We start from the raw sequence: 21,559 nt of genomic DNA, 5'->3' as shown, positions 1-21,559 counted from the left end.
TCTAATTGTAACAATTACAAATTCCCTTACTCTTTAAGACATCATCAATCAAAAAAAACAAAATAATGAGCCGCCTTTTAATATTCGTGCTACTTTTCCCTTTTGCAATAAATTGTTTTGCTCAAGATAGTATTCCTAAAAAAACATATCACGTAAAACGTACATCAACACCACCAAAAATTGACGGCATTTTAGATGATGATGTATGGAAAGATGCTGAAATAGCAACTGATTTTGTGCAATTTCGTCCATCAATTGGAAATACATTACCTGAACATCAAAAAACTATTGTTAAAATAGCATATGACGATGAAGCTATTTATATCGCTGGATATATGTATGACAAGCCAGAAAATATAATGCGACAATTTAGTAGTCGTGATAATTTTGGTCAGAATGATTTTTTAGGAATTGTAATTAATCCAAATAATGATGGACAGAATGAAACTAGTTTTTTTGTGTTTCCGAATGGAAATCAAGCAGATGCCATTGCAAATCCAAGTGTAGGCGAAGATTTTAGTTGGAATGCAGTTTGGCAAAATGCTGCGACAATGGTAGATGATGGTTGGATTATTGAAGTCAAGATTCCGTATGCAACGCTACGTTTTACCAATCAAAAAGAACCAACTTGGGGAATTCAATTTCACAGACACTTTAGAACTACTAGAAAACAATATACATGGAATCCTTTCGATCCAACAAAAGGATACATTGGTTTGTACGCTGGACAATTGAAAGGTTTACGTGACATTCAACCGCCAACTCGTTTAAGTTTTTATCCGTTTGCTTCTACCGTAATTCGCACAAAAGATGGTGAAACTACCGATGAGTATAATTTTGGTATGGATGTAAAATATGGAATTACGGAAAATTTCACATTGGATGCTACTTTGGTTCCTGATTTCAGTCAAGCTGGATTTGATAATCTGCAATTAAATTTAGGTCCTTTTGAACAAACTTTCTCCGAACAACGACAGTTTTTTACGGAAGGTGTAGATTTATTTAACAAAGGACGCTTATTCTTTTCACGTCGTATAGGAAATTCTCCTTCAGGAAGTGCTAGTACAGCTGACAACGAAGAAGTTGTTGACGCTCCTAATGAAGTAAAGTTGATCAATGCGATAAAAGTTTCTGGAAGAACAAAAAATGGTTTAGGAATTGGTTTTTTCAACGCGATAACCGAGACAACTAAAGCAACGATTAGAAATAATGACACAGGAGAATTTCGCACAGAAGTAGTAGAACCATTGGCCAATTATAATATTATGGTGGTGGATCAACAATTTAATAAAAATTCATCCATTAGTTTAATTAATACAAATGTAACTAGAGATGGTCATTTTAGAGATGCAAATGTGACTGCATTGGTGGCAGACATTGTAAATAAAAAGAATACAGTAAATATGGATGCTCAATTAAAAATGAGCAATAGAAACTTAGCTACTGGAACAGAAACAGGTTTTAGTTCGTTTTTTGCAATTCGTAAAATTAGTGGAAAATTTAGATATAGTTTTGATCATAGTCTTTCAAATACAAAATATGATATTAATGATTTAGGATTGAACTTTAGAAACAACTTCAATAACTTCGGAATTGATGCTTCTTACCAAATATTTGAACCTACAGAAAAGCTTAATAATTTTAGAATTAATACATGGGTAAACTACCGCCGTTTATACAAGCCGGATTTATATACTGGTGCAAATTTTGGTATAAATGTATTTGGAATTGCTAAAAAATCACTCATGGCATTTGGTGGAAACATTAACATGGCGCCAGGAAAACAATTTGACTTTTTTGAACCACGTGATTTTGATAATAAACGTTTCTTTATTAATGAAAACAGGTTTAATGTAAATAGCTTTATCTCTACAAATTATAACAATAAATTTGCGATTGATGTTAATGCAGGTATATCTACATTTTTACAGGAAGATCAAGGTTTTATGAGTTACAGGTTAAATGTAGAACCAAGGTTTCGTTTCAGTGATAAGTTTATTGTCATTTATTCATCTTCTTTAAATGTTCAAAATAATCGTAGAGGATACGCAAATAACTCAAATGATATTGAAGATGAAATTATATTTGGACAACGTGATCAAGTAACACTCGTTAATAGTATTTCAGCCAATTATAATTTTAACTCTTTACACTCTTTAAATCTAACTTTTAGAAACTACTGGTCTACTGTTGATTATGATGATACACCATATTTTTTACAAGAAAATGGTCGCTTGACACAATCAGCAGATACATTTGAAAGTTTAGGATTAGGAGATTCAAATATCAACTTTAGCACTTGGAATTTAGATGTAAGCTATACATGGCAATTTGCGCCTGGTAGTGTATTAACAGCTTTGTACAGAAATCAAATATTTAATCAAACAGAAGCTTCAGATGCTACTTATTTTGATAGTTTAAATAAACTTTTTGATGAATCAATTGATCATACATTATCACTTCGTTTTGTATACTTTATTGATTATAATAATGTAAAAAACATTTTTAAAAGTAAAAAAAGAAGAGGGAATATCAATTCATAATTGTGCATCACAGCTTTATGTAGTAAATTGGAGCTCATTATAGATAATCCATGATTACAGCTAAAAATATACGCAAAGAATACGGCGATTTAGAAGTCTTAAAAGGCATTAATTTAGATATTAAAAAGGGAGAAATTGTTTCTATTGTTGGTGCTTCTGGTGCTGGAAAAACAACCTTACTTCAAATATTGGGAACCTTAGATAAGATGTCTCCTAATAAAAGTAGTTCTCTCATAATCAATAATGTAAAAATGGAAAAGCTTTCCGAGAAAGATCTCGCTAAGTTTCGAAACAATCATGTTGGATTCATCTTTCAGTTTCATCAATTACTTCCTGAATTTACAGCAATTGAAAACGTATGTATTCCTGCATTTATCAATAACACTAACAAAACTACAGCCGAAAAAAGAGCAAAAGAACTGTTAGACTTCTTAGGATTATCACATCGATACAATCATAAACCAAACGAACTTTCAGGTGGAGAACAACAACGTGTAGCTGTTGCAAGAGCATTAATGAACAAACCTGCGATCATTTTTGCCGATGAACCAAGTGGAAATTTAGATTCTGAATCCGCAGAAAACTTACACAACTTATTCTTTAAACTTCGCGATAAATTCAATCAAACTTTTGTCATTGTAACGCATAACAAAGAACTCGCCGACATGGCAGATCGTAAGATTGTAATGCGTGATGGAAATATTGTGAGTTAGATAAAATTAGTTTTTTTTATTTGTCATGCTGAACTTGATTCAGCATCTCACGCAACCTTTTCATACTTTTCTCATCTAATAAAGAAATGAATTATATGAAAAATAAAATCTTTAAAATCTTCGGATTTGTATTGATCGCCCAGATATGTCTATATGCGTGTTGTGGCGATGAGTTTAACGTATTTATCACTTCTGTAGAATTAACAACTATAGATAACTCAGATGATGATACAACTTTAGTTACAAACGAAGATTTTAGCTTATCCCTAGAATCTGTTTTCCAAACTGATATGGTTTCATCAGTTATAAAACAATCTGGATTGCTTAATATGGCATATGCAACAAGTTGTGATGAAGAATATCATGTAATCAATTTAATTACAGCGATCAAGGTAGAAGCCAATGTTCCATTATTTGGAATTGCCGCTGGAGATTCACTAAATGAACATGTTATAGCAAGATATGATTTCGATGCTACTGATGGATTTCCAATAGCAGATATGGTTTCAAATTTAAATCAGAGTTACAATATCAACGAAATATATTCTTTAGTTTTTGACTCTGCTATACCAGTTGACACAACAACAAATTTCAAAATAACATTTACATTTGAAAATAATACACAATTAGAAAGTACTACTTCTGAGGTTACGTTTGAATAAACTTTTTACATCACAAAATAATTATATCTATTATGTGTACTAAAATTTTCAAACTCACTGTATTTATAGTCATTGCCCAGATATTTTTATATGCCTGTTGTACAGATACCTATAATGTTTTTGTAAATGTTGTTGACTTAACGGTACGAGATGAATCGGATGATGATATAACCAGTGTCACTAATGCTGACTTTAGTTTATTTGCTAAAGTTGAATATGACAGAATGCTCGTTTCTTCTATTATTAAACAGTCGGACTTCATCAATACTGCAAATGCAACTACATGTGATCGTGAAGATATTGTGATCAAACGTATAGAAAATGTTGAACTGTTTGCAGATGTTTCTTTATTTGGTATAGATGCAGGAAATTCATTAAACGATCGTGTACGTACGGGCTTTGGTTATTTTTCAAATAATTTTGATATCAGTAACATGATTGTTGCTTTAAACTTGAAACAAACCAATTTTTCACAAGAATATTATCTAACTTTTGATACCGAAGTTCCCGTAAACAACACCGTAACATTTACGCTTGTATCTACGTTTGAAGACAATACACAACTAACACGTATTTCAACACCTGTAACTTTTGAGTAGTTTTTCAATAAAACATTGCTATAAAATAGTGAAACCAACTATCAAAAAAGGCGCTTAACTTCAATTTCATACAAACTTAAACTCGAAACATTTACTTAATATACAGATAAACGTAAAACAATATTCAGCTAAAAATTCGCTAACACTTCATCAATAGATTTGTGCAACTAAAAATTCGCAAACTAACAATTCGATGAAAACTATTTCAAAAATTTTAATCTTAACAACATTAATCGCTTTCATGTCATGTGATAGTGATGACAACAGTACTGTTACCATTCCTGACACAAACAATTCATTAATTGATTTGAAAAATCATTCAATGACACCAGCATTTGTTACAAAACAAACTGAATTCAATAATATAGAAGTATACAGTATTTTAAGTTCTGAAGATGCATTATCAGAATCTCCAAACTTTGTATATGGAAGTATGGCAGATGGTTGTGGTTTATTGAGAAATGACGATGGAACATTTACGCTTATCAACAATATTGAAGCTGATTACTCAATTGCTCGTATCACACTTGATGCAACTTTTAAACCTGTAAAAGGTGAATACATTGTAAATTCTGAAGCTACAGGAAATACAGCACAATGTTCTGGAAGTTTAGCGACTCCTGAAGAGCATGGTTTTGGTCCTTTATATTTAAGTGGTGGAGAATGGGGAGCAATGCCTACAAACAATGTATTTGTAGTAGATCCTTATAAATCAGCTGCAGATGCTGGTGTTGCAGAAATATTACCAAGTATGGGACAGTGGACTATTGAAAATGCGGTTCCACTAAACAAAAATGCCTTTGAAGGAAAAACAATTGTGATGATTGGTGATGATAGTCGTGGAGATGCTGGAGGACAGCTAGCAATGTATGTATCAAACACCGTTGGTGATTTACACAATGGAAACTTATACGGAATGAAAGTTGGTGATGGAACATTAACAGACAAAGATTTAGTTATAGGTAATGAGTACGCTGTTGAATTCATGCAATTTGATCAAACTACCTACAACGAATTAAACGCAGAAAGCATTGCTAAAAATGTAATGGCATTCAATCGTGTGGAAGATATTGATTATAGAAAAGGTTCGGCAGCTGCCAACAGAGAAATCTACTTCAACGCTACAGGACACAGCTCTAACTCAGATACGCGTTCAAAATACGGACGTACTTATAAGTTAGTTTTAGACGAAAACAATCCATTGGTTGGAAAGTTAACACTTGTGTTGGATGGTGATGACTTAGCAGGAAAAGCAAAAACATTCCACAGTCCAGATAACATTTTAGTTACTGAAAACTACGCGTACATTCAAGAAGATCCAAACGGATATGTAGATGATATGGTAAAACAACACGATGCATACTTATATCAGTACAACCTAAATACAGGAGATTTAAAAGTAGTTTTAGAATCTGCTCACAGAACTGTAGAAGCAGTTGATAACGGATATGCAAATTTTGATGATAGATGGGGAAAATGGGAACTTACTGGAATGATCGATATTTCAGATGTCATTGGTGAACCAGATACTTTCTTATTAATTCAACAAGCACATTCTTGGAAAAACGACGCCTTCTTAAATCCTGATGGTGCAGGAACTGACGCTAATAGTAGAGATGAAGGAAGTATTTTATTAGTAGTAAAAGGATTAGCTAGATAAATCATGCAAAAAAAAATTAATCTACCAAAAGAGGCTTATGTACTAAGCCTCTTTGTTATATGTATCAGTTTCCTGTATTCGTGTAAAAATAGAACCGAAACAATTCCTATTCCTGTAAAAGATACAACAGCAATAATAACAGGAATCAAAGCGCAATTTTCAAAAGATATTACGATCTGTTTACAAGAAGTTTCCGCTTTGCGCGAAGCAACAACAAAAGATAGTATTCTATATTATTTTTCACAATCACGATTAGCCTTTAAGCGATTAGAACCTATTTTATCTTTTTATAATAGTGCGAATTATTATGGACTAAACAAAGCCAACTTACCCAAAGTTGATGAAGGTGACAATGCCGAAAAAGTAATAGAAGCCTCAGGTTTTCAAGCTTTAGAAGAAGCAATTGCTGAAACCGACATAAATATTGAAGCAGTTCATGCGTACGCTAATGATATTTACAAAAAACTACAACTAGAACAAAGACACAATTCTATCTTAAAACATACCGACTATAAATTTTTATGGTTAACTCGACAAGCATTGGTACGTGTAATGTCTTTAGGAATATCAGGATTTGATTCACCTGTGCTATTGCAATCCATTCCTGAGAACAAAGAAGTATTTGTGAGTTTGTCCACTTATTTCAAACTATACGAAGATCATTTTAACGACAAGCAATTATATAAAAGTTGGATGACTGCCTTTAAAGAAGCACAACGAGCATTTGAAAATGCAGAAAGTTTTAATGCTTTTGACCGTTATGGATTTATCAAAAACAACTTGCATCCAATGGTTTCCTTATGGAATCAGACAGCAACGGATTGGAAAGTAGAATTTCCATTAGAACGAAAACTTAACTACGGAATTGAATCATTTTTTGATCCATATACTTTTAATCCAAATTCATTTAAACCAAGACACAGTCCGAAAGTTTCTCCCGAAATTGTACAACTTGGAAAAGAACTCTTTTTTGACGCCTCTCTTTCTAAATCTGGTACAATGAATTGCGCTAGCTGTCATCAACCTGAAAAAGCTTTTACAGATGGTTTACGTTTCTCAAAAGATACTAATGGAAACTCAGTAGAACGAAACTCTCCTAGCCTTTTATACGCAAGTTTACAACAATCGCAATTTTATGATGCGCGTGTGGAAAATTTAGAAAATCAAATCTTAGCTGTCATTAACAATGAAAAGGAATTTCATACCAATACTGATCTTATTATAGAGAAATTAGAGCAATCTACCACTTACAAAAAACGATTCGAATCCTTATACAAAAAAGGAATTGATCATAAATCGGTTCGAAATGCTATTGCAACTTACATTCGTACGCTAACACCTTTCAATTCAAAATTCGATCGAAATATTTCTGGAAAAGAAGACACATTTACTGAAAAAGAAATACTTGGTTTTAATCTTTTCATGGGAAAAGGAAAATGTGCAACATGTCACTTTGCTCCTGTCTTTAATGGAACAGTTCCACCTTATTTTATAGAAAGTGAATTGGAAGTTTTAGGTGTTCCAAATTCAAAAGTTTGGAAAAATGCAACTGTTGATGAAGATGTCGGACGCTATAATGTGGCACAAGCCGAATTGAAACGATTTGCCTTTAAAACACCAACAATTCGCAATGCTTCTAAAACTGCTCCTTATATGCACAATGGTGTGTATGATACCTTAGAAGAAGTATTAAAATTTTACAATCTTGGTGGTGGCTCAGGTATTGGAATTGAGTTAGAAAATCAAACACTTCCTCCCGATCCATTAAACCTAACAGATGAAGAAATAAATGCACTAATTACCTTTATAAACACTTTAGAAGACACACTCGACGAACGTTACAAATTATAATCTAACGGCAACGTATTAGCAATTCGCTTTTCACCAAAAAATCCTCCGAAAGATAATTTTCTCGGAGGAGAAAAGTTTCCAAATTTGTTGATATAAAATTCTTTGTTTTCGTATGGAATGGTCATAAATGACTTATGAAAACGATCGTATACAATCGTAAGTTTTTCAGCTTTCATATCAACTTTGGTATTTTCGCCTTCCTGTGTTATTTCAAAATATCGATATGGTGGCACAATAAATCCTTTCCGAAAAACTTGAAAACCATTTTCTTCCAATTGTTTTTTAGATAACGATCGCATAAAGTATAGAATCGATTGTCCAAACTCTTTTTCTCTAGCCTTTGTATATCGTTTTCGTACTTTTTTACTTAATTCAGTATAAAAACTTGTCCCTTCAACGTATACGCGATTTGTAGTAGTAAATCCATTCCGTGATACATTTAAATTGGCTTCAAACTCTTCCATTGCATACGAAATTGTATATCCTAAGTATTTGTTTTTAATTTGAATTGGCTTAGAAGCATACGCTGTTAAGGTTTTTGTCGTTGGATTAAATACTACTTCAATATCTTTTTCATTTAAAATTTTGCAATCTCTGGCTTCACGGCTATTTCCAATAAATTCACGTCTAAAAATCGCCATCTTTTTTTTACGTGACCACGGATCATTTTCAATGTAAACAACACCTAAAGCTTCTTTCTTAGGCTTTAAATAAATTTTAACTCCGCTGGTTAACTTTCGCACATCAAACGCCTGTCTACTATAGCCTAAATAACTCACAACCATAGCAGACTCAGTAGAAGCTTTGTAACTTATAATAAATTTTCCTTGCGTATCAGTCGCCGTTCCGTTTGTTGTTCCATCAAAATATACAGAAACACCATACAATGGCTCTTTTGTTTTTTCATCAAATACATAACCAGAAAGAGTTTGTGCTGAACACATGTATGAAAAAAGAATGGCAAACCAGAAAAAGTGTCGAGAGTAATTTATAAACATATAGGTGAGATTATCTAAGTAATGAAAATAATAATTATTTTTGTAATAAGACTTCAATTTAATATGAATTTAACTGAATTAAAAGTCTTTCTTGACGAAAAGGTTTTGGAATACAATCAACCGAAATTCGTAGAAAGCGATCCAATTCAAATCCCGTATCAATTTCAACAAAAAGAAGATATTGAAATCGCCGCTTTTTTAACAGCAACGATTGCTTGGGGAAATCGAAAAATGATCAATAAGAATGCAAAGAAGATGATGGATTTGCTAGGAAATTCACCATATGACTTTGTTATAAATCATACTGAAGAAGATTTAGAATCATTACAGTCGTTTGTACACCGTACATTTAATGGAACTGATTTTGTTTTTTTCATAAAAGCATTAAATAATATCTACAAACATCACGGTGGATTGGAAGCTGTTTTTTCTAATTCGGGAGAACCTCGATTACAAAATGTAATTTCTAAATTCAAAGAAGTTTTCTTTAGTATTCCGCATCCTGATCGCACTCGAAAGCATGTTTCTGATCCGAATAAAGGAAGTGCTGCAAAGCGTATTAATATGTTTTTACGCTGGATGGTACGAAATGATAATACTGGTGTTGATTTTGGAATTTGGAAATCTATATCGCCTTCTCAATTATCATGTCCGTTAGATGTACATTCTGGAAACGTAGCACGTAAATTAGGATTATTGAAACGCAAACAAAACGACGGAAAAGCGTTGTTAGAATTGGATACTGCTTTACGAAAACTAGATCCTAACGATCCTGTAAAGTACGATTTTGCACTTTTTGGATTAGGCGTTTTTGAGAAGTTTTAGTCCAAAAAAAAAGCAAACCTGAGTTTGCTCTTTTAATAGTTTCTATTGAATTTACTGATTACAGCATCTAGATTGCTTTGTTGGAACTTGCCCACATGCATAGCAATATGACGCACATTGTGTTCCTGCAGCTGTATAACCGCCTCCTGTAAGTTCTAGTTTGGTAACGTTAGAAACTAACTTTTTGTTTAATGTCAAACTTTTTAAATTCTGTTTTTTCATACTAATCGTTTTTAATGTTTAATTCGAAACGAAACTAATATGAAAAAGTAGTACATACAACAAAAGCAATCTAGTATTAGACAATTATAGACTATACAAAAAAATCATAGCAATCTTATTTTCAATTCATTAAAATAAAAATTTAATTAGTAAGCATAAAAAAACCTCATCAATTGATGAGGCTTCTATTTTCGTATAATTTAAGTCTTTTTTGTTATTTTACGCGGCTAAAAACAATAGCATCTTCTGTAAAATCTGTGGGTCTTCCTGATCCACCGCCAAATGTCATTGCCATTTGCATTTCATTTCTGGATTTCATTTTTATGATTCCTTTTAAACGTCCAAGTTCTTCCTTTGCAACATTGTCAAAAATGATAAAATCAATTGAAGTTGGTGTTGTTCCATTATTTACTGTGTATTTCATAGCTGCATTCACACCTTGGTGATCGTATGATTTTCCACCCATAGTTTGCCCATTGAACTCAAAAGTAGCAAATCCATCTTCCGTTAAGGTTAAAAAACCGATGTCTCCTTTATCTTTTCCTTTCCATTTTCCTACATGTTGACCGGTTGGCGCAGTAAAAGAGAATAATAGCATTAAGGTAACGAGTACAAACGACAGTTTTTTCAAAATTTTCATATCGGGATATTTATTGTTTTTAAGGTTAACAAGATAAATCAATATTTTAAAATAGGCTAATTATTTTTTTTTGATCAGTCTTGTCCATTTTTTTATATATTATTGATAGGTAAGCAAATTATATGCCAATAATTACTGATGACGTTTGTATACTATATTTACTAAAATTTTCTATAACTGGAACGTTAATTTTCAGGCAATTGTTCTTGAATTTGATACGTACTAAAGTTCAAGAAATTCCCAGGATGTGCCAATACGTTTTGCAATAAGAAAGGAGTATCTGGATTGGTTCCTGAATATTGAGTGCTTCCATCCATATTTAGATCAAGGATATCATATCCGTTTACAATATATGTTGGAAAGCTAAGGAAGTTACCAGCATCATTCAGTACTTTCGATAAAATACTTGGTGTGTCAGGAAGTGTTCCTGAATATTGAACGACTATATCTCCATTTGCATTACCTGTCCACATAGCAACAATTCCCGCTGGCATTCCAAAGGTCGTTTGCGCATTTGTTCCGTAAGTAATTTGACTCGCAGCATTTGTAAAATCTACGGAAGTGACAACATCAGTTAAAGCAATTACATTTTCAGTCATGATTCCTAAATGGTTTCGGTGTTTTATAACGACATGATAGTTTGTATGATCGGCTGTAAAGCTTAAGGCAGAAACTCCATCTGTAGCTACCACATCTCCATCACGTTGCAGTAGTGCCGATTGTGACGATGTTACAGTTGTATTGTCATTTTCATCGCGCAATTCTACCCAAACCCAATCCACAATAGCATTGCTTCCAGTAGTAGTAAATACCGCATTTGCAGCAGTTATTCCATCTGTGTATGGACTTGTTGTTGGAAGTAAACTAGCCACTCGTAAATCATCTCTCATAAGTGTTTCTTCAACTGTATTTAGGTCTAAACTTGCTCCTTGCAGATATATTTTTGGTGCGATCACTACTGTTTGACAAGAAACTTCATTGAAACTTGTATGCGCATCTTTATACACCCAATTTGCATTACTATAGGCTTCATTATCTACTTTAATACAAGTTAAATTTGGATTATCATTTGAATCGAAAAAGACTTCAAAATATAAAAGATCTTCTGATAAGATTAAGTGATTTGCTCCATTTTTCATATTTAATACGCTCAAGTTATTATTACTACAGAGGAGCTTTTCTAACTTAGTATTATTACTAACATCTAAATTTGTTAGGGCATTAAAACTACAATGTAAAGATGTTAACATTGAATTATTACTAACATCTAGGCTCGTTATGGAATTATTATTACAATGTAAAGACTTTAGCTTTGTATTGTTACTAACATCTAAACTTGTTAAGTTGTTACCGTACAAACCTAATAATGATAAATTTATAAAATCTTCAATACCTGTGAGATCAGAAATGTTTTTACTACTAACGTCTAAGTTTAATACATTTATTATAGAAGCCGTTGGGACATAATCGTCGTTTGCAATACCATTTCCTAGATTATTTGCTTCTAAATGCGCTTCAAAATTATCATCGGGCACATAGGTAAGACATGATTGACTAAAACTAGCACCAGGATCAATGGTTGTCCAAGTTGTAGTACTGTATGATGCATTATCTACTTGAATACAACTTAAAGTTGGATTGCCTGTTGTGTTGAAATCTACTGAATTATTAATAAGTTGATTGTTTCCATTTTGAAAGGTTAAAAACTGTAATTCATTATTGGAAGCATTGAGAGAACCTAGTACTGTATTATTGTTCAGATTTAAAATTTTCAAATTATTAGCACTACAATTTAAATTAGCTAGACTCACAAAACCTTCAATTCCAGTTAAATCTGAAATGCCTTTATTACTTACATCTAAACTTGTAACAAGATAAATATTTGCTGTTTCTACCTGATCATCTAAAACTGTATCATACCCAAGATCGATTAGTGCTTGCTCAAAATTAGTATCAGGAACGTAGGTTGTACATGATTCGCTAAAGCTTGTATGTGCATCTTTATACACCCAATTTGCATTACTATACGATACATTATCTACTTGAATACAGGTTAAATTTGGATTATCATTTGAATCGAAAAAAATACGAAAATATAAAAGATCTTCTGATAAGATTAAGTCATTTGCTCCGTTTTTCATATTTAATACGCTCAAGTTATTATTGCTACAAAAGAGTGTTTCTAACTTAGTATTATTACTAACATCTAAATACGTAATGTCATTAAAGCTACAACTTAGATAGGTTAACATTGTATTATTACTAACATCTAAACTTGTTAAGTTATTATTATAGAGTTCTAATAATGATAAACTTAAAAAATCTTCAATCCCTGTGAGGTCAGAAATATTTTTACTACTAACATCTAAGCTTAGGGCATTTGTTACAGAAGTCGTTGAGACATAATCATCGTTAGCAATACCATTTCCTAGATTATTCGCTTCTAGATGCGCTTCAAAATTATCATCAGGTACATAGGTAAGACATAATTCACTAAAACTAACGCCAGCATCAATGTTTAACCAATTAGTAGTACTATATAGCGCATTATCAACCTCTACACAGGTTAATCCAGGATTATTATTGATAAAAAACTGAGTGAAATTAGCGTTATTCCCGTTTTTAACATTTAACAGTGTTAATGTATTACTAGCAGCAATGAATTGTGTTAATGCTATATTTGCTTGTACATCTAAATAGCTTATTTGGTTAGCAGAACAAATTAAAGTTTCTAAATTGAGATTCTGACTAAGATCTAAACGCGTTAATTGATTAGCAGCTACAGATACTGAAATCAATGCTGTGTTTTGGGTTAAATCTATCGATGTCAACAAATTATTCTCACAGTTTAAATTGGTTAACAAGCCATTCTGTGTCACATTTAGTGTGCTTAATTGATTGGTATGCACTACTAAAGATTCAAGTGCTGTAAATGCCTCAATGCCTGTTAAATCACTAATGTTTTTATTTGAAACATCTAAAGTCGGTATTACATTGATATTAGAAAATAGCACGTAGTCGTCTAAGGGTCCTGAGTCATAGCCCAAATCTATCAATGCTTGTTCAAAATTATCATCTGGAACATATACTGTTGGAATTGTAAAAGTAATAGACCAATCATCTATTGTTCCTATATCTCCATTTGCAGCATCACAAACATTTAAAGTCCAATCACCATCAGCTATTAGTGTAGCTGGCGTATTAAAACTAGTAAAACCTCCTGCTCCTTGTGGTGCATAATTTCCTGTTATAGAATTGGTAGCTGCGGTAGGAAAAACGCCTCCTCCGTCAATAATAGTACAATTTGTAAAATTATCTCCAAAACCTCCTACTCCTGAATTAATTAAATCTAAAGTAACCATTCCTGAAGGGTCCGTTAGGCTCAATCGAACGTCAGAATTATATATGTGTGTAATATTTAGGGTTACACTTTCGATAGCTGAGCTAGAACTTCCTGCGCCTAATGTTCCTATATTAGTTACAGTTAATGGAATATTTAATTCATCAACCGTTCCGCAGGTTAAATTAACGGTTCCATTTCCATTTTGCATGTCATAAGGACCATTACTATTTGTAAATGTTAAAGATTGTGTACCAAATGTTTGTGCAACAGTTACATTTGCTGTAAAAAATAGCAATGCAAGGACTAAGAGATGTTTCATCTAATTGTTAGTTTAATTATTTTTATACGCAATAATTACTATAAAAAACTATCCTAACAAGTTGGAAGTATAGAGGTAAGTTATAAACACTGATTTAGGGGATCGAGCTATAGCGTTGCCAAGGTAGACATTAATATTTTAACATTTCAATAAAACGTTACAATACTGAATTTCTTTCACTTACACTATAGTTCAAACTAAGTTTTAAATTGTGGATTATTATTTTTAAAACTACAAACCAACAATCGCTGCTTCCGCACAACGTTCGCCATCCATAGCTGCTGAAACGATTCCGCCAGCATAACCGCCGCCTTCTCCGCAAGGAAATAATCCTTTCACTTCTGGATGTTCTAAATTTTCTTTTCTCGGAATGTTTACGGGAGAAGATGTTCGCGATTCTACACCAATAACATTTGCTTGATCCGTATAATATCCATTCATTTTTTGTCCAAAAGCGGCAAATCCTTTGCGCAAACGTCCACCAATTGATTTTGGCAATAACGAATGTAAAGGTGCTGAATTTAAACCTGGTTGATACGAAGTATCATTTAAATCATTCGATAACTTACCTTCTACAAAATCTGTCAATCGCTGTGCTGGTGCTACCTGACTTCTTCCGCCTGCCGTGAATGCTAGTTTTTCTAAGTCTTTTTGAAATTCTAATCCTTTGAGAACACCATATTTTTCGTATTTATATAAATCTACATCTGCATTGATTTCGACCACAATTCCTGAGTTGGCAAATTTGTTATTTCTACGAGATGGTGACATTCCGTTAACCACAACTTCTCCATTGGCTGTTGCCGCTGGAACGATAAATCCGCCTGGACACATACAAAATGAATATACTCCACGATCTCGTACTTGATGTACCAAACTATACGCTGCCGCAGGTAATAATTCGTTGCGTTCACCTGTACAATGATATTGAATGTTGTCAATAATTTCTTGTGGATGTTCTACACGAACGCCCATAGCAAAGGATTTTGCTTTCAATGCAATTTCATGTTTGTGTAATAATTCATAAATATCTCTTGCAGAATGTCCTGTTGCCAAAATGACACGATTTGCTGTCATTTCCCGACCATCTAGTAATTGAATGGCTTGTATTTTATTTTCTTTAATGATAAATTCGGTCACACGTGTGTCAAAATGAACCTCTCCACCATATTTTAGAATCGTTTCTCGTATGTTTTGAACAACTCTAGGAAGTTTATTTGTTCCAATATGTGGATGTGCATCTACTAATATTTGATCCGTTGCACCGTGATAGACTAAGTTTTCAAAGATTCTACGGACATCTCCTCGCTTTAGGCTTCGTGTGTATAGTTTTCCATCAGAATAGGTTCCTGCGCCACCTTCGCCAAAGCAATAGTTTGAATCTTCATTGACAAAATGTTCTTGATTGATCGCTCGCAAATCGCGACGACGGTCTTTTACATTTTTTCCACGCTCAAGAACAATCGGCTTGAAGCCTAATTCTATACAACGCAATGCTGCGTACATTCCGGCTGGACCGAAACCAACAATATGAATTTCTTTCGCATTTGATACATCTTTATAATCAAATTGATATTCGCTGGCTTCTGGAAGTGCCTCATTGATATAAACAGCTACTTTATAATTGAAGATAATCAACGGTTTACGTGCATCAATAGATTTTCGTAACACTTTGATTCCACTTACCTCATCTTTGCTCACACGCAATTGTTTCATTGCTTTTTGCAACACAATATCGTTTTGTGTTTCCTCTTCTAAAGTAACGCGCAACTGAATTTCTTTAATCATGCTGCAAAGCTATTCAATTTTTTGAGAATTAAGTTTATGTGTTTATGTGTAATTATTTTTTTGGCTAAATCTATTTTAATAGAAAAACGTTTACTACATTTTTACAGTTTCGACTTGTATATTATTATAAAAGTTGCCATTTACAATCTTGCTCTATATCAGCAAAGGAAATAAATGGCATTTCTTATATTTAGTTAAAGATTATTAATACTGTATATCGCCTTCATATGGTGGAAGATAGGCTTCTAATAACCTTTTCAACGTTTGGTACTGAGCTGAACCTATTGGGTCTGTCGTAATATAGTCAAAAGCAGCTTGTTCTAATGCAGCTATATCTGATCTGTTACAACTAAATGATTTATTTATATTTTGTTTCAAAGTTGGTTGAATTCTAATTCCAGCTGTAATATTATTAACATCAGAATTGTTTACTATACGACTAAACTCATCATCTGCGGTAAACTGATTCGCATACATTAATAAATCTATAATGCGAGCACGACCAGCTTCTTTTCCATTTATGTTATATAAATCTGCTCCTGCCCAATCATATGAGTCCCAAAAACCATATACTTGTCCGTATTCATGAGGATCAGCATCTGGATGATTACTTTTTTCGTTAGTAACTCCAACACCTCCATTATTAAGGTTAACTCCACAACCTAAAGAAATAACTATAGTATTTTCTAAATCAGTACCGTTTTTGTTATTTTCACGAACCATATTTACTCCTACCATAACTGGGTTGTTAGCGATTACACCACCATCAATTACCCATCTTTCTCGAGCAGAAGATCTTTTATACTCATTACCACCAACATGTGCTATAGGGAAAAATATTGGAGCTGCACTGGTACCCCTAGCCGCTTCCCATGCGTAATAGTTTTCGTTTTTTGTTGCATCGTTTGCATTACTCCATTTAAATTGATAAGGTCCATAATTTACACCTTCTTGTGGAGCTGATTGGTTAGCTCCACCTATTCCGTTAACAACATAACAAGTAGTAAATATTTCACGAACTCTACTATTTTCCATAGTAAGCATATTTTGATACGCTTGTTTCATCGTATACTCTGACCCGACCATTTCTCGCAAATAACGTTCTATTCCTCCTGCTGGATAATTACCAGTTATACCACTAGATTCTGCTCTATCTGCATAGTAAAATGGACCACTATCATCATCAGGAACAGCAAATAGCATATCATTACAATGATTTAAATAAATATCTCGTACTTCTTTTGCCGTTCTTGGAATTGCACTACCTGGTTTCGGTGTCGTTAATCCAATTGTAAGAATACCTCCTGTAGAAGTTCCACCTATAATATCAAACATGGAATAAACTGGTCTTTGCAAATCTTTTTCCAATTTTGCTAATATGGTTGCAGGAACAATTCCTTTAACACCACCGCCGTCAATTGTTAATAAAATCGTTTGATTTCCCTTGTTTACAATAACATCTCCTGTATCAGGATCAGTAGTTTCTGAAGATGAACTCGTGAATTCGTCACATCCTTGACATAGAAAAAGTGTTGTCGCAATAAAGAGTACTAAGAATTTTGTTTTCATTTTTTTGTTAGTTTTAGTTAATGTTTGTGGCTATTAATTAAAAGTAACTTTTCGTCTTGTATGAATTTTCAAATATTTGCACAGCACAATAGATCTGAAGAAAAGGCATTCTAGAATGCATCTTTCTTTACAAAGTACTTTATGTTGGTAGTAATGATTTTTGGCTATTGACATTATTAAGAAATCATTTTCCTATTTGACATAGTAAATAAATGTCTATGGACTTAAGATTCTTAGCGTCTATAAAATGTCAATTTTAGTTGGAGGAAAAATTACATTTGTAGTATTAGCTTAAAGATTGATTTTTTAAACTGTGTAAATATATTATTCTAAACAATGCGAATTATACGTGTTTCTACGTGATTTTAATAGAAGTTTAATTTCACTACTCAAAAAATTGTTTCCAGAACGATTCATCCTTCCAGCGTGTTTCTTGTTGGTATAATTGATTTTTAGATTGTAAATACTGTTGAAAAATCACTTTCATGGTTTTGTCATACTCGGGAAATGCTTCTGCATCGGCTTCTAATAGTTTTTTTTCAATCGCTTTTGAAGCTTCTTTTGAAGTATAGATAGCATTTGTAATTCCGTGTGAAGATAATGGATCAAAAGACATTGCTGCATCTCCAAGTGCTAACCAATTTGTTCCTGCAATTTGTGTAGCAACTGACGAATTTGCATTACCACCTTTGAATTTTATTTGATTGGTTTCTTGTAGAAAATCTTTTAGATATGTCGTTTCACTTAATATGGATTTCCATTGTGAGACATCTTTTAATTTAGACAGAATTTCATTTCCTTTGTGAGTAAATATAGTACAGATATTTTCAGTTTCATTGAGTGCAGAGACAATTCCCCAACCTTTTTTAAAACTTTCCACATAGACTTCATGCGTTAATTTTGGGTGTTTTATTTTTGGAATATGGCAACTTACGGCAACTAATTCATCATATACTTTATGATCAATATTGAGTTTTTGTAATACAGCACGATTTCTTCCTGTAGCATCTACTAGGATTTTTCCTTGCACAATTTTTACACCATCATTTTTGGCCAATACAACTGTGCTTCCATGTTCTTCATGAATGATTTCAAACCCTTTATTGTATGAAATGATGTTTTCTTTTACAATTTCTTGTAATTGTTGAAGTGTCTGTTGCTTGTTTATTTTTAACCCATTTTTATATGGATTGTGATGAAAAAAATTAATATCTGTTACACGTGAACTTCCCCACATGGAATGATATCCGTATGTTTTTCGATACGCATTTTCTTCAAATAAAGAAAGTAATTGTAAGTCATGAAGTAATGGCATCGCTGTAGGTGGCAACGTTTCACCCAAAGCAAAAATTGGTTTTTCACCTTGCCGTTGTAATAATACAAACGGAATCCCTTTTCGTTGTAAAAGCACTGCAAGCGTTAAGCCTGCAATGCCATTACCTATAATAATTACTTCTTTTTTCATGTAATCTAACAAATGATATTAGTTTCAAAGTACTTCTCGATACTATTTTCTATCTATCTCAACTGCTCTCGATATGACAGAAAATCACTCGAAGTGACGTTTTGAGTATCTAACAATCCAATAGTAGAGCAAGTCTAACATCTAGTTATCTTTCGAATCATACGCGACATACACGATCTCAGGAATTCCATCAATATCTAAATCAAGTCTTCTTCCCGTAACAACGCCAATATCTTTCCATTGATACACCATGTTAATCAAGCCATTCATATAACCACCTTCCGCGTGATATCCTATGAATCCTGTGCTTGCCGTGTGTAACCATTCCAAACGATTGGCATAAATATTACGTTTTGTATCATCTGTGATCGTTGGATCTAGCAGTTTTTCATAACTGTCTTTTGGCAATACATGCACTGGTAAATTTGCTGCCCACCAAGATGGAACTGGATATTGTTTTTCAACATACACTGCCTGACAACTTCCTGCATCTGACTGCCACGGAATTCCCATCCATTTCGTTAAATCACCTGGAGTAATTTTCCAAAACCAGCTATCTTTATTTCCTGGTTCCATCGATCTACGGATATCTTCTGAATTCATAGAGAAACCAAAGTCGTTGTAAAAGATGTTCTCTTGTTCTTCTTTAGAAGCTAAGTTTAATCGTACTTCACGTAAACCATACGCACCAATTCTATAGTCATGATTGTCTACAATAAATCGGTATGCTTCTCTATTTTCTGAATAAATATTATTGTGTCGCATTGGCCAAGTCAACTCTACTCCTGGATGAAATCCACCACCATATAAAGTTTCCAAAACTGCTCTTGTCATTAATAAAGGTTTTTTAGCTTCATTATTTGCCGATTCCTGGAATTGATCGCGATAAAACGCACCCATTTCATTCATATCTTTAAAATCGAAACCTTCTGGCGTATAAAAATGTCCATCGCGCCATTGTCTTAATTGTTCATAAATCATTGGTGGAATGGCAAACCATTGTGCTGGACTTCCCGGATAATCAATTGCATCACCAGGATAATATGGTAATTTTAATTCTTCCGTTCCACTTCCACGATTTACTAAATCTGTTGAATTCTTGCTAGGAATAATTGGCTCATTAGACATGTTGTATGCAGGGTTACGGAACATATTGAAAATCTTTTCACGTACTGCATCTGCTTCTGCCTTAGGCTCTTTTTGATAAATGTATTTGAATTGATCTTTTTCTATTAATTCATCGATTGTTTCTTTGAATGATGGCGCTAAAAAGTCACCCAAATTAACCCATTGCATTCTATACAAACGATACATCATTGGAAAAACGGTTCCCAATTCTGGCTCATGATATTCGTTAGAAGCTCCCGTAATTAAATCATACATCGTTGATAATGGCTGAATTTGTGGTGCGTAATCTGGCGGTGCAGAAGCTACCCAAGCAGATGATTTTTCATCTTCTAACTTATATTCTTCTCCAGTATCTTTTCTAACGATTTTTGCAGTAATACGTCCATCACAAATATCATCGTACCAATTTGAGTTATCGGCAAAATCTGTATTTAGATCAGACGGATTCAAAGCAGCAGAAATTCCATCTGCTCCGTAAAATATTAATGTTCCATCATCGTCATACTCAACCGTTCCAAGATTTACATCTTTTGAATCTACATTCATACGTTTTGCCAACATACTAACTCCATCTTTTGAAAATCTAGAAGAAGGAAATTGACCTTTTATTTCTTTGCGTTTCCCGTTTGCATCAACACTTACCATTCCAGGATGATTCACCAAATCTTTGCGATAATCATACCCATCTTTTACTCGCAATCCTTGATCTAATACATTCGGGTTTCGATATGCAGCATTAATTCCTGGAGCCAGTTTATCTTTTACAAAGTTTGGCGATAAGTTCTGATTATCAGCAATTACAGATAAATCTAAACTATTATTGAAATCGTACCAAAATGGTTTTTTATTCGCAACTTCTACTGACCATTCAATATCGAAATCGTCAGTATTAACTTGTCGTGTTGGATTTCCATGATCGTCACATTCGTAAATATAAAAACGTTGTGCTTGTTTCTTTAGACGTCCATCTTTCGTTAAATATTCTTGATCTGTATCATATAAGTTTTTCCAAGGAACTTCTGGACTAAATATTACTTCTTCTTTCGTTGCAGGACCATTTCCAAGTCGTGCAATTCCGATAGAAGGATAAATTCTAAATTTTGGAGTTGTGTTTGACATAATATAGTTGATTTTTAGGTTCTGTTCAAAGATAGAAGTCATGATAATTTTATACTAGCGTGGTTCTACGTGGTTTTATCAAAGTTCAGAAAATACGTGTGCAAGTAAATTGTTT

At 33.2% G+C, this 21,559-nt stretch carries 15 protein-coding genes; 7 read left to right on the top strand and 8 right to left on the bottom strand.

The annotated features are described in order from the left end of the window. The first annotated feature begins 65 nt into the window (after positions 1-65). The 6 genes from ACUUYC_RS16545 (at position 66) to ACUUYC_RS16520 (ending at position 8,028) form a co-directional block, all read left to right on the top strand. The gene (locus ACUUYC_RS16545; protein ID WP_474267704.1) at positions 66-2,543 is read left to right on the top strand and encodes a DUF5916 domain-containing protein; all 2,478 of its coding nucleotides are present in this window, start codon (positions 66-68) and stop codon (positions 2,541-2,543) included. A 50-nt stretch (positions 2,544-2,593) separates the two neighbouring features. Next, positions 2,594-3,256 carry an ABC transporter ATP-binding protein gene (locus ACUUYC_RS16540; RefSeq protein WP_474267702.1) on the top strand — a complete coding sequence of 221 codons (663 nt, stop codon included), beginning with the start codon at positions 2,594-2,596 and terminating at the stop codon, positions 3,254-3,256. A 95-nt stretch (positions 3,257-3,351) separates the two neighbouring features. Beyond that, positions 3,352-3,918: a hypothetical protein gene (locus ACUUYC_RS16535; RefSeq protein WP_474267700.1), complete on the top strand. Its 567-nt coding sequence runs from the start codon at positions 3,352-3,354 to the stop codon at positions 3,916-3,918. 32 nt (positions 3,919-3,950) lie between these two features. Continuing rightward, a complete protein-coding gene (locus ACUUYC_RS16530) occupies positions 3,951-4,517 on the top strand; it encodes a hypothetical protein (protein WP_474267698.1) in 567 nt (188 codons plus the stop codon). 193 nt (positions 4,518-4,710) lie between these two features. Beyond that, complete coding sequence (locus ACUUYC_RS16525; RefSeq protein WP_474267696.1) at positions 4,711-6,177, top strand: PhoX family protein; 1,467 nt, start codon at positions 4,711-4,713, stop codon at positions 6,175-6,177. A gap of 3 nt (positions 6,178-6,180) precedes the next feature. Further along, positions 6,181-8,028, top strand: a complete 1,848-nt coding sequence (locus tag ACUUYC_RS16520; protein WP_474267693.1) for a cytochrome-c peroxidase — start codon at positions 6,181-6,183, stop codon at positions 8,026-8,028. Here the strand turns inward: ACUUYC_RS16520 and ACUUYC_RS16515 are convergent. Further along, positions 8,016-9,026, bottom strand: coding sequence for a carboxypeptidase-like regulatory domain-containing protein (locus ACUUYC_RS16515; protein ID WP_474267691.1), 1,011 nt, complete (start codon positions 9,024-9,026; stop codon positions 8,016-8,018). The genes ACUUYC_RS16520 and ACUUYC_RS16515 overlap by 13 nt on opposite strands. A gap of 63 nt (positions 9,027-9,089) precedes the next feature. Here ACUUYC_RS16515 and ACUUYC_RS16510 point away from each other — a divergent pair, with 63 nt between their 5' ends. Further along, complete coding sequence (locus tag ACUUYC_RS16510) at positions 9,090-9,851, top strand: TIGR02757 family protein (RefSeq protein ID WP_474267689.1); 762 nt, start codon at positions 9,090-9,092, stop codon at positions 9,849-9,851. A 51-nt stretch (positions 9,852-9,902) separates the two neighbouring features. Here the strand turns inward: ACUUYC_RS16510 and ACUUYC_RS16505 are convergent, their stop codons facing one another. The 7 genes from ACUUYC_RS16505 to ACUUYC_RS16475 form a co-directional block, all read right to left on the bottom strand. Then, entirely contained in the window at positions 9,903-10,073 is a 171-nt protein-coding gene (locus ACUUYC_RS16505; protein ID WP_474267687.1) for a hypothetical protein, read from the bottom strand. A 214-nt stretch (positions 10,074-10,287) separates the two neighbouring features. Continuing rightward, positions 10,288-10,713 (bottom strand): hypothetical protein, encoded by a 426-nt coding sequence (locus ACUUYC_RS16500; RefSeq protein ID WP_474267685.1) that lies wholly within the window; start codon positions 10,711-10,713, stop codon positions 10,288-10,290. 185 nt (positions 10,714-10,898) lie between these two features. Next, positions 10,899-14,375 (bottom strand): hypothetical protein, encoded by a 3,477-nt coding sequence (locus ACUUYC_RS16495; protein WP_474268522.1) that lies wholly within the window; start codon positions 14,373-14,375, stop codon positions 10,899-10,901. A gap of 231 nt (positions 14,376-14,606) precedes the next feature. Continuing rightward, positions 14,607-16,163 (bottom strand): NAD(P)/FAD-dependent oxidoreductase, encoded by a 1,557-nt coding sequence (locus tag ACUUYC_RS16490; protein WP_474267683.1) that lies wholly within the window; start codon positions 16,161-16,163, stop codon positions 14,607-14,609. A 204-nt stretch (positions 16,164-16,367) separates the two neighbouring features. After that, positions 16,368-17,732 carry a patatin-like phospholipase family protein gene (locus ACUUYC_RS16485; RefSeq protein WP_474267680.1) on the bottom strand — a complete coding sequence of 455 codons (1,365 nt, stop codon included), beginning with the start codon at positions 17,730-17,732 and terminating at the stop codon, positions 16,368-16,370. A 385-nt stretch (positions 17,733-18,117) separates the two neighbouring features. Next, positions 18,118-19,197, bottom strand: a complete 1,080-nt coding sequence (locus ACUUYC_RS16480; RefSeq protein ID WP_474267678.1) for an NAD(P)/FAD-dependent oxidoreductase — start codon at positions 19,195-19,197, stop codon at positions 18,118-18,120. A gap of 141 nt (positions 19,198-19,338) precedes the next feature. Continuing rightward, complete coding sequence (locus tag ACUUYC_RS16475) at positions 19,339-21,444, bottom strand: LodA/GoxA family CTQ-dependent oxidase (protein WP_474267675.1); 2,106 nt, start codon at positions 21,442-21,444, stop codon at positions 19,339-19,341. Positions 21,445-21,559: the final 115 nt, after the last annotated feature.

The organism is Kordia sp. E, from assembly GCF_056033805.1.
This window is presented reverse-complemented; position numbering and strand designations above follow the sequence as displayed.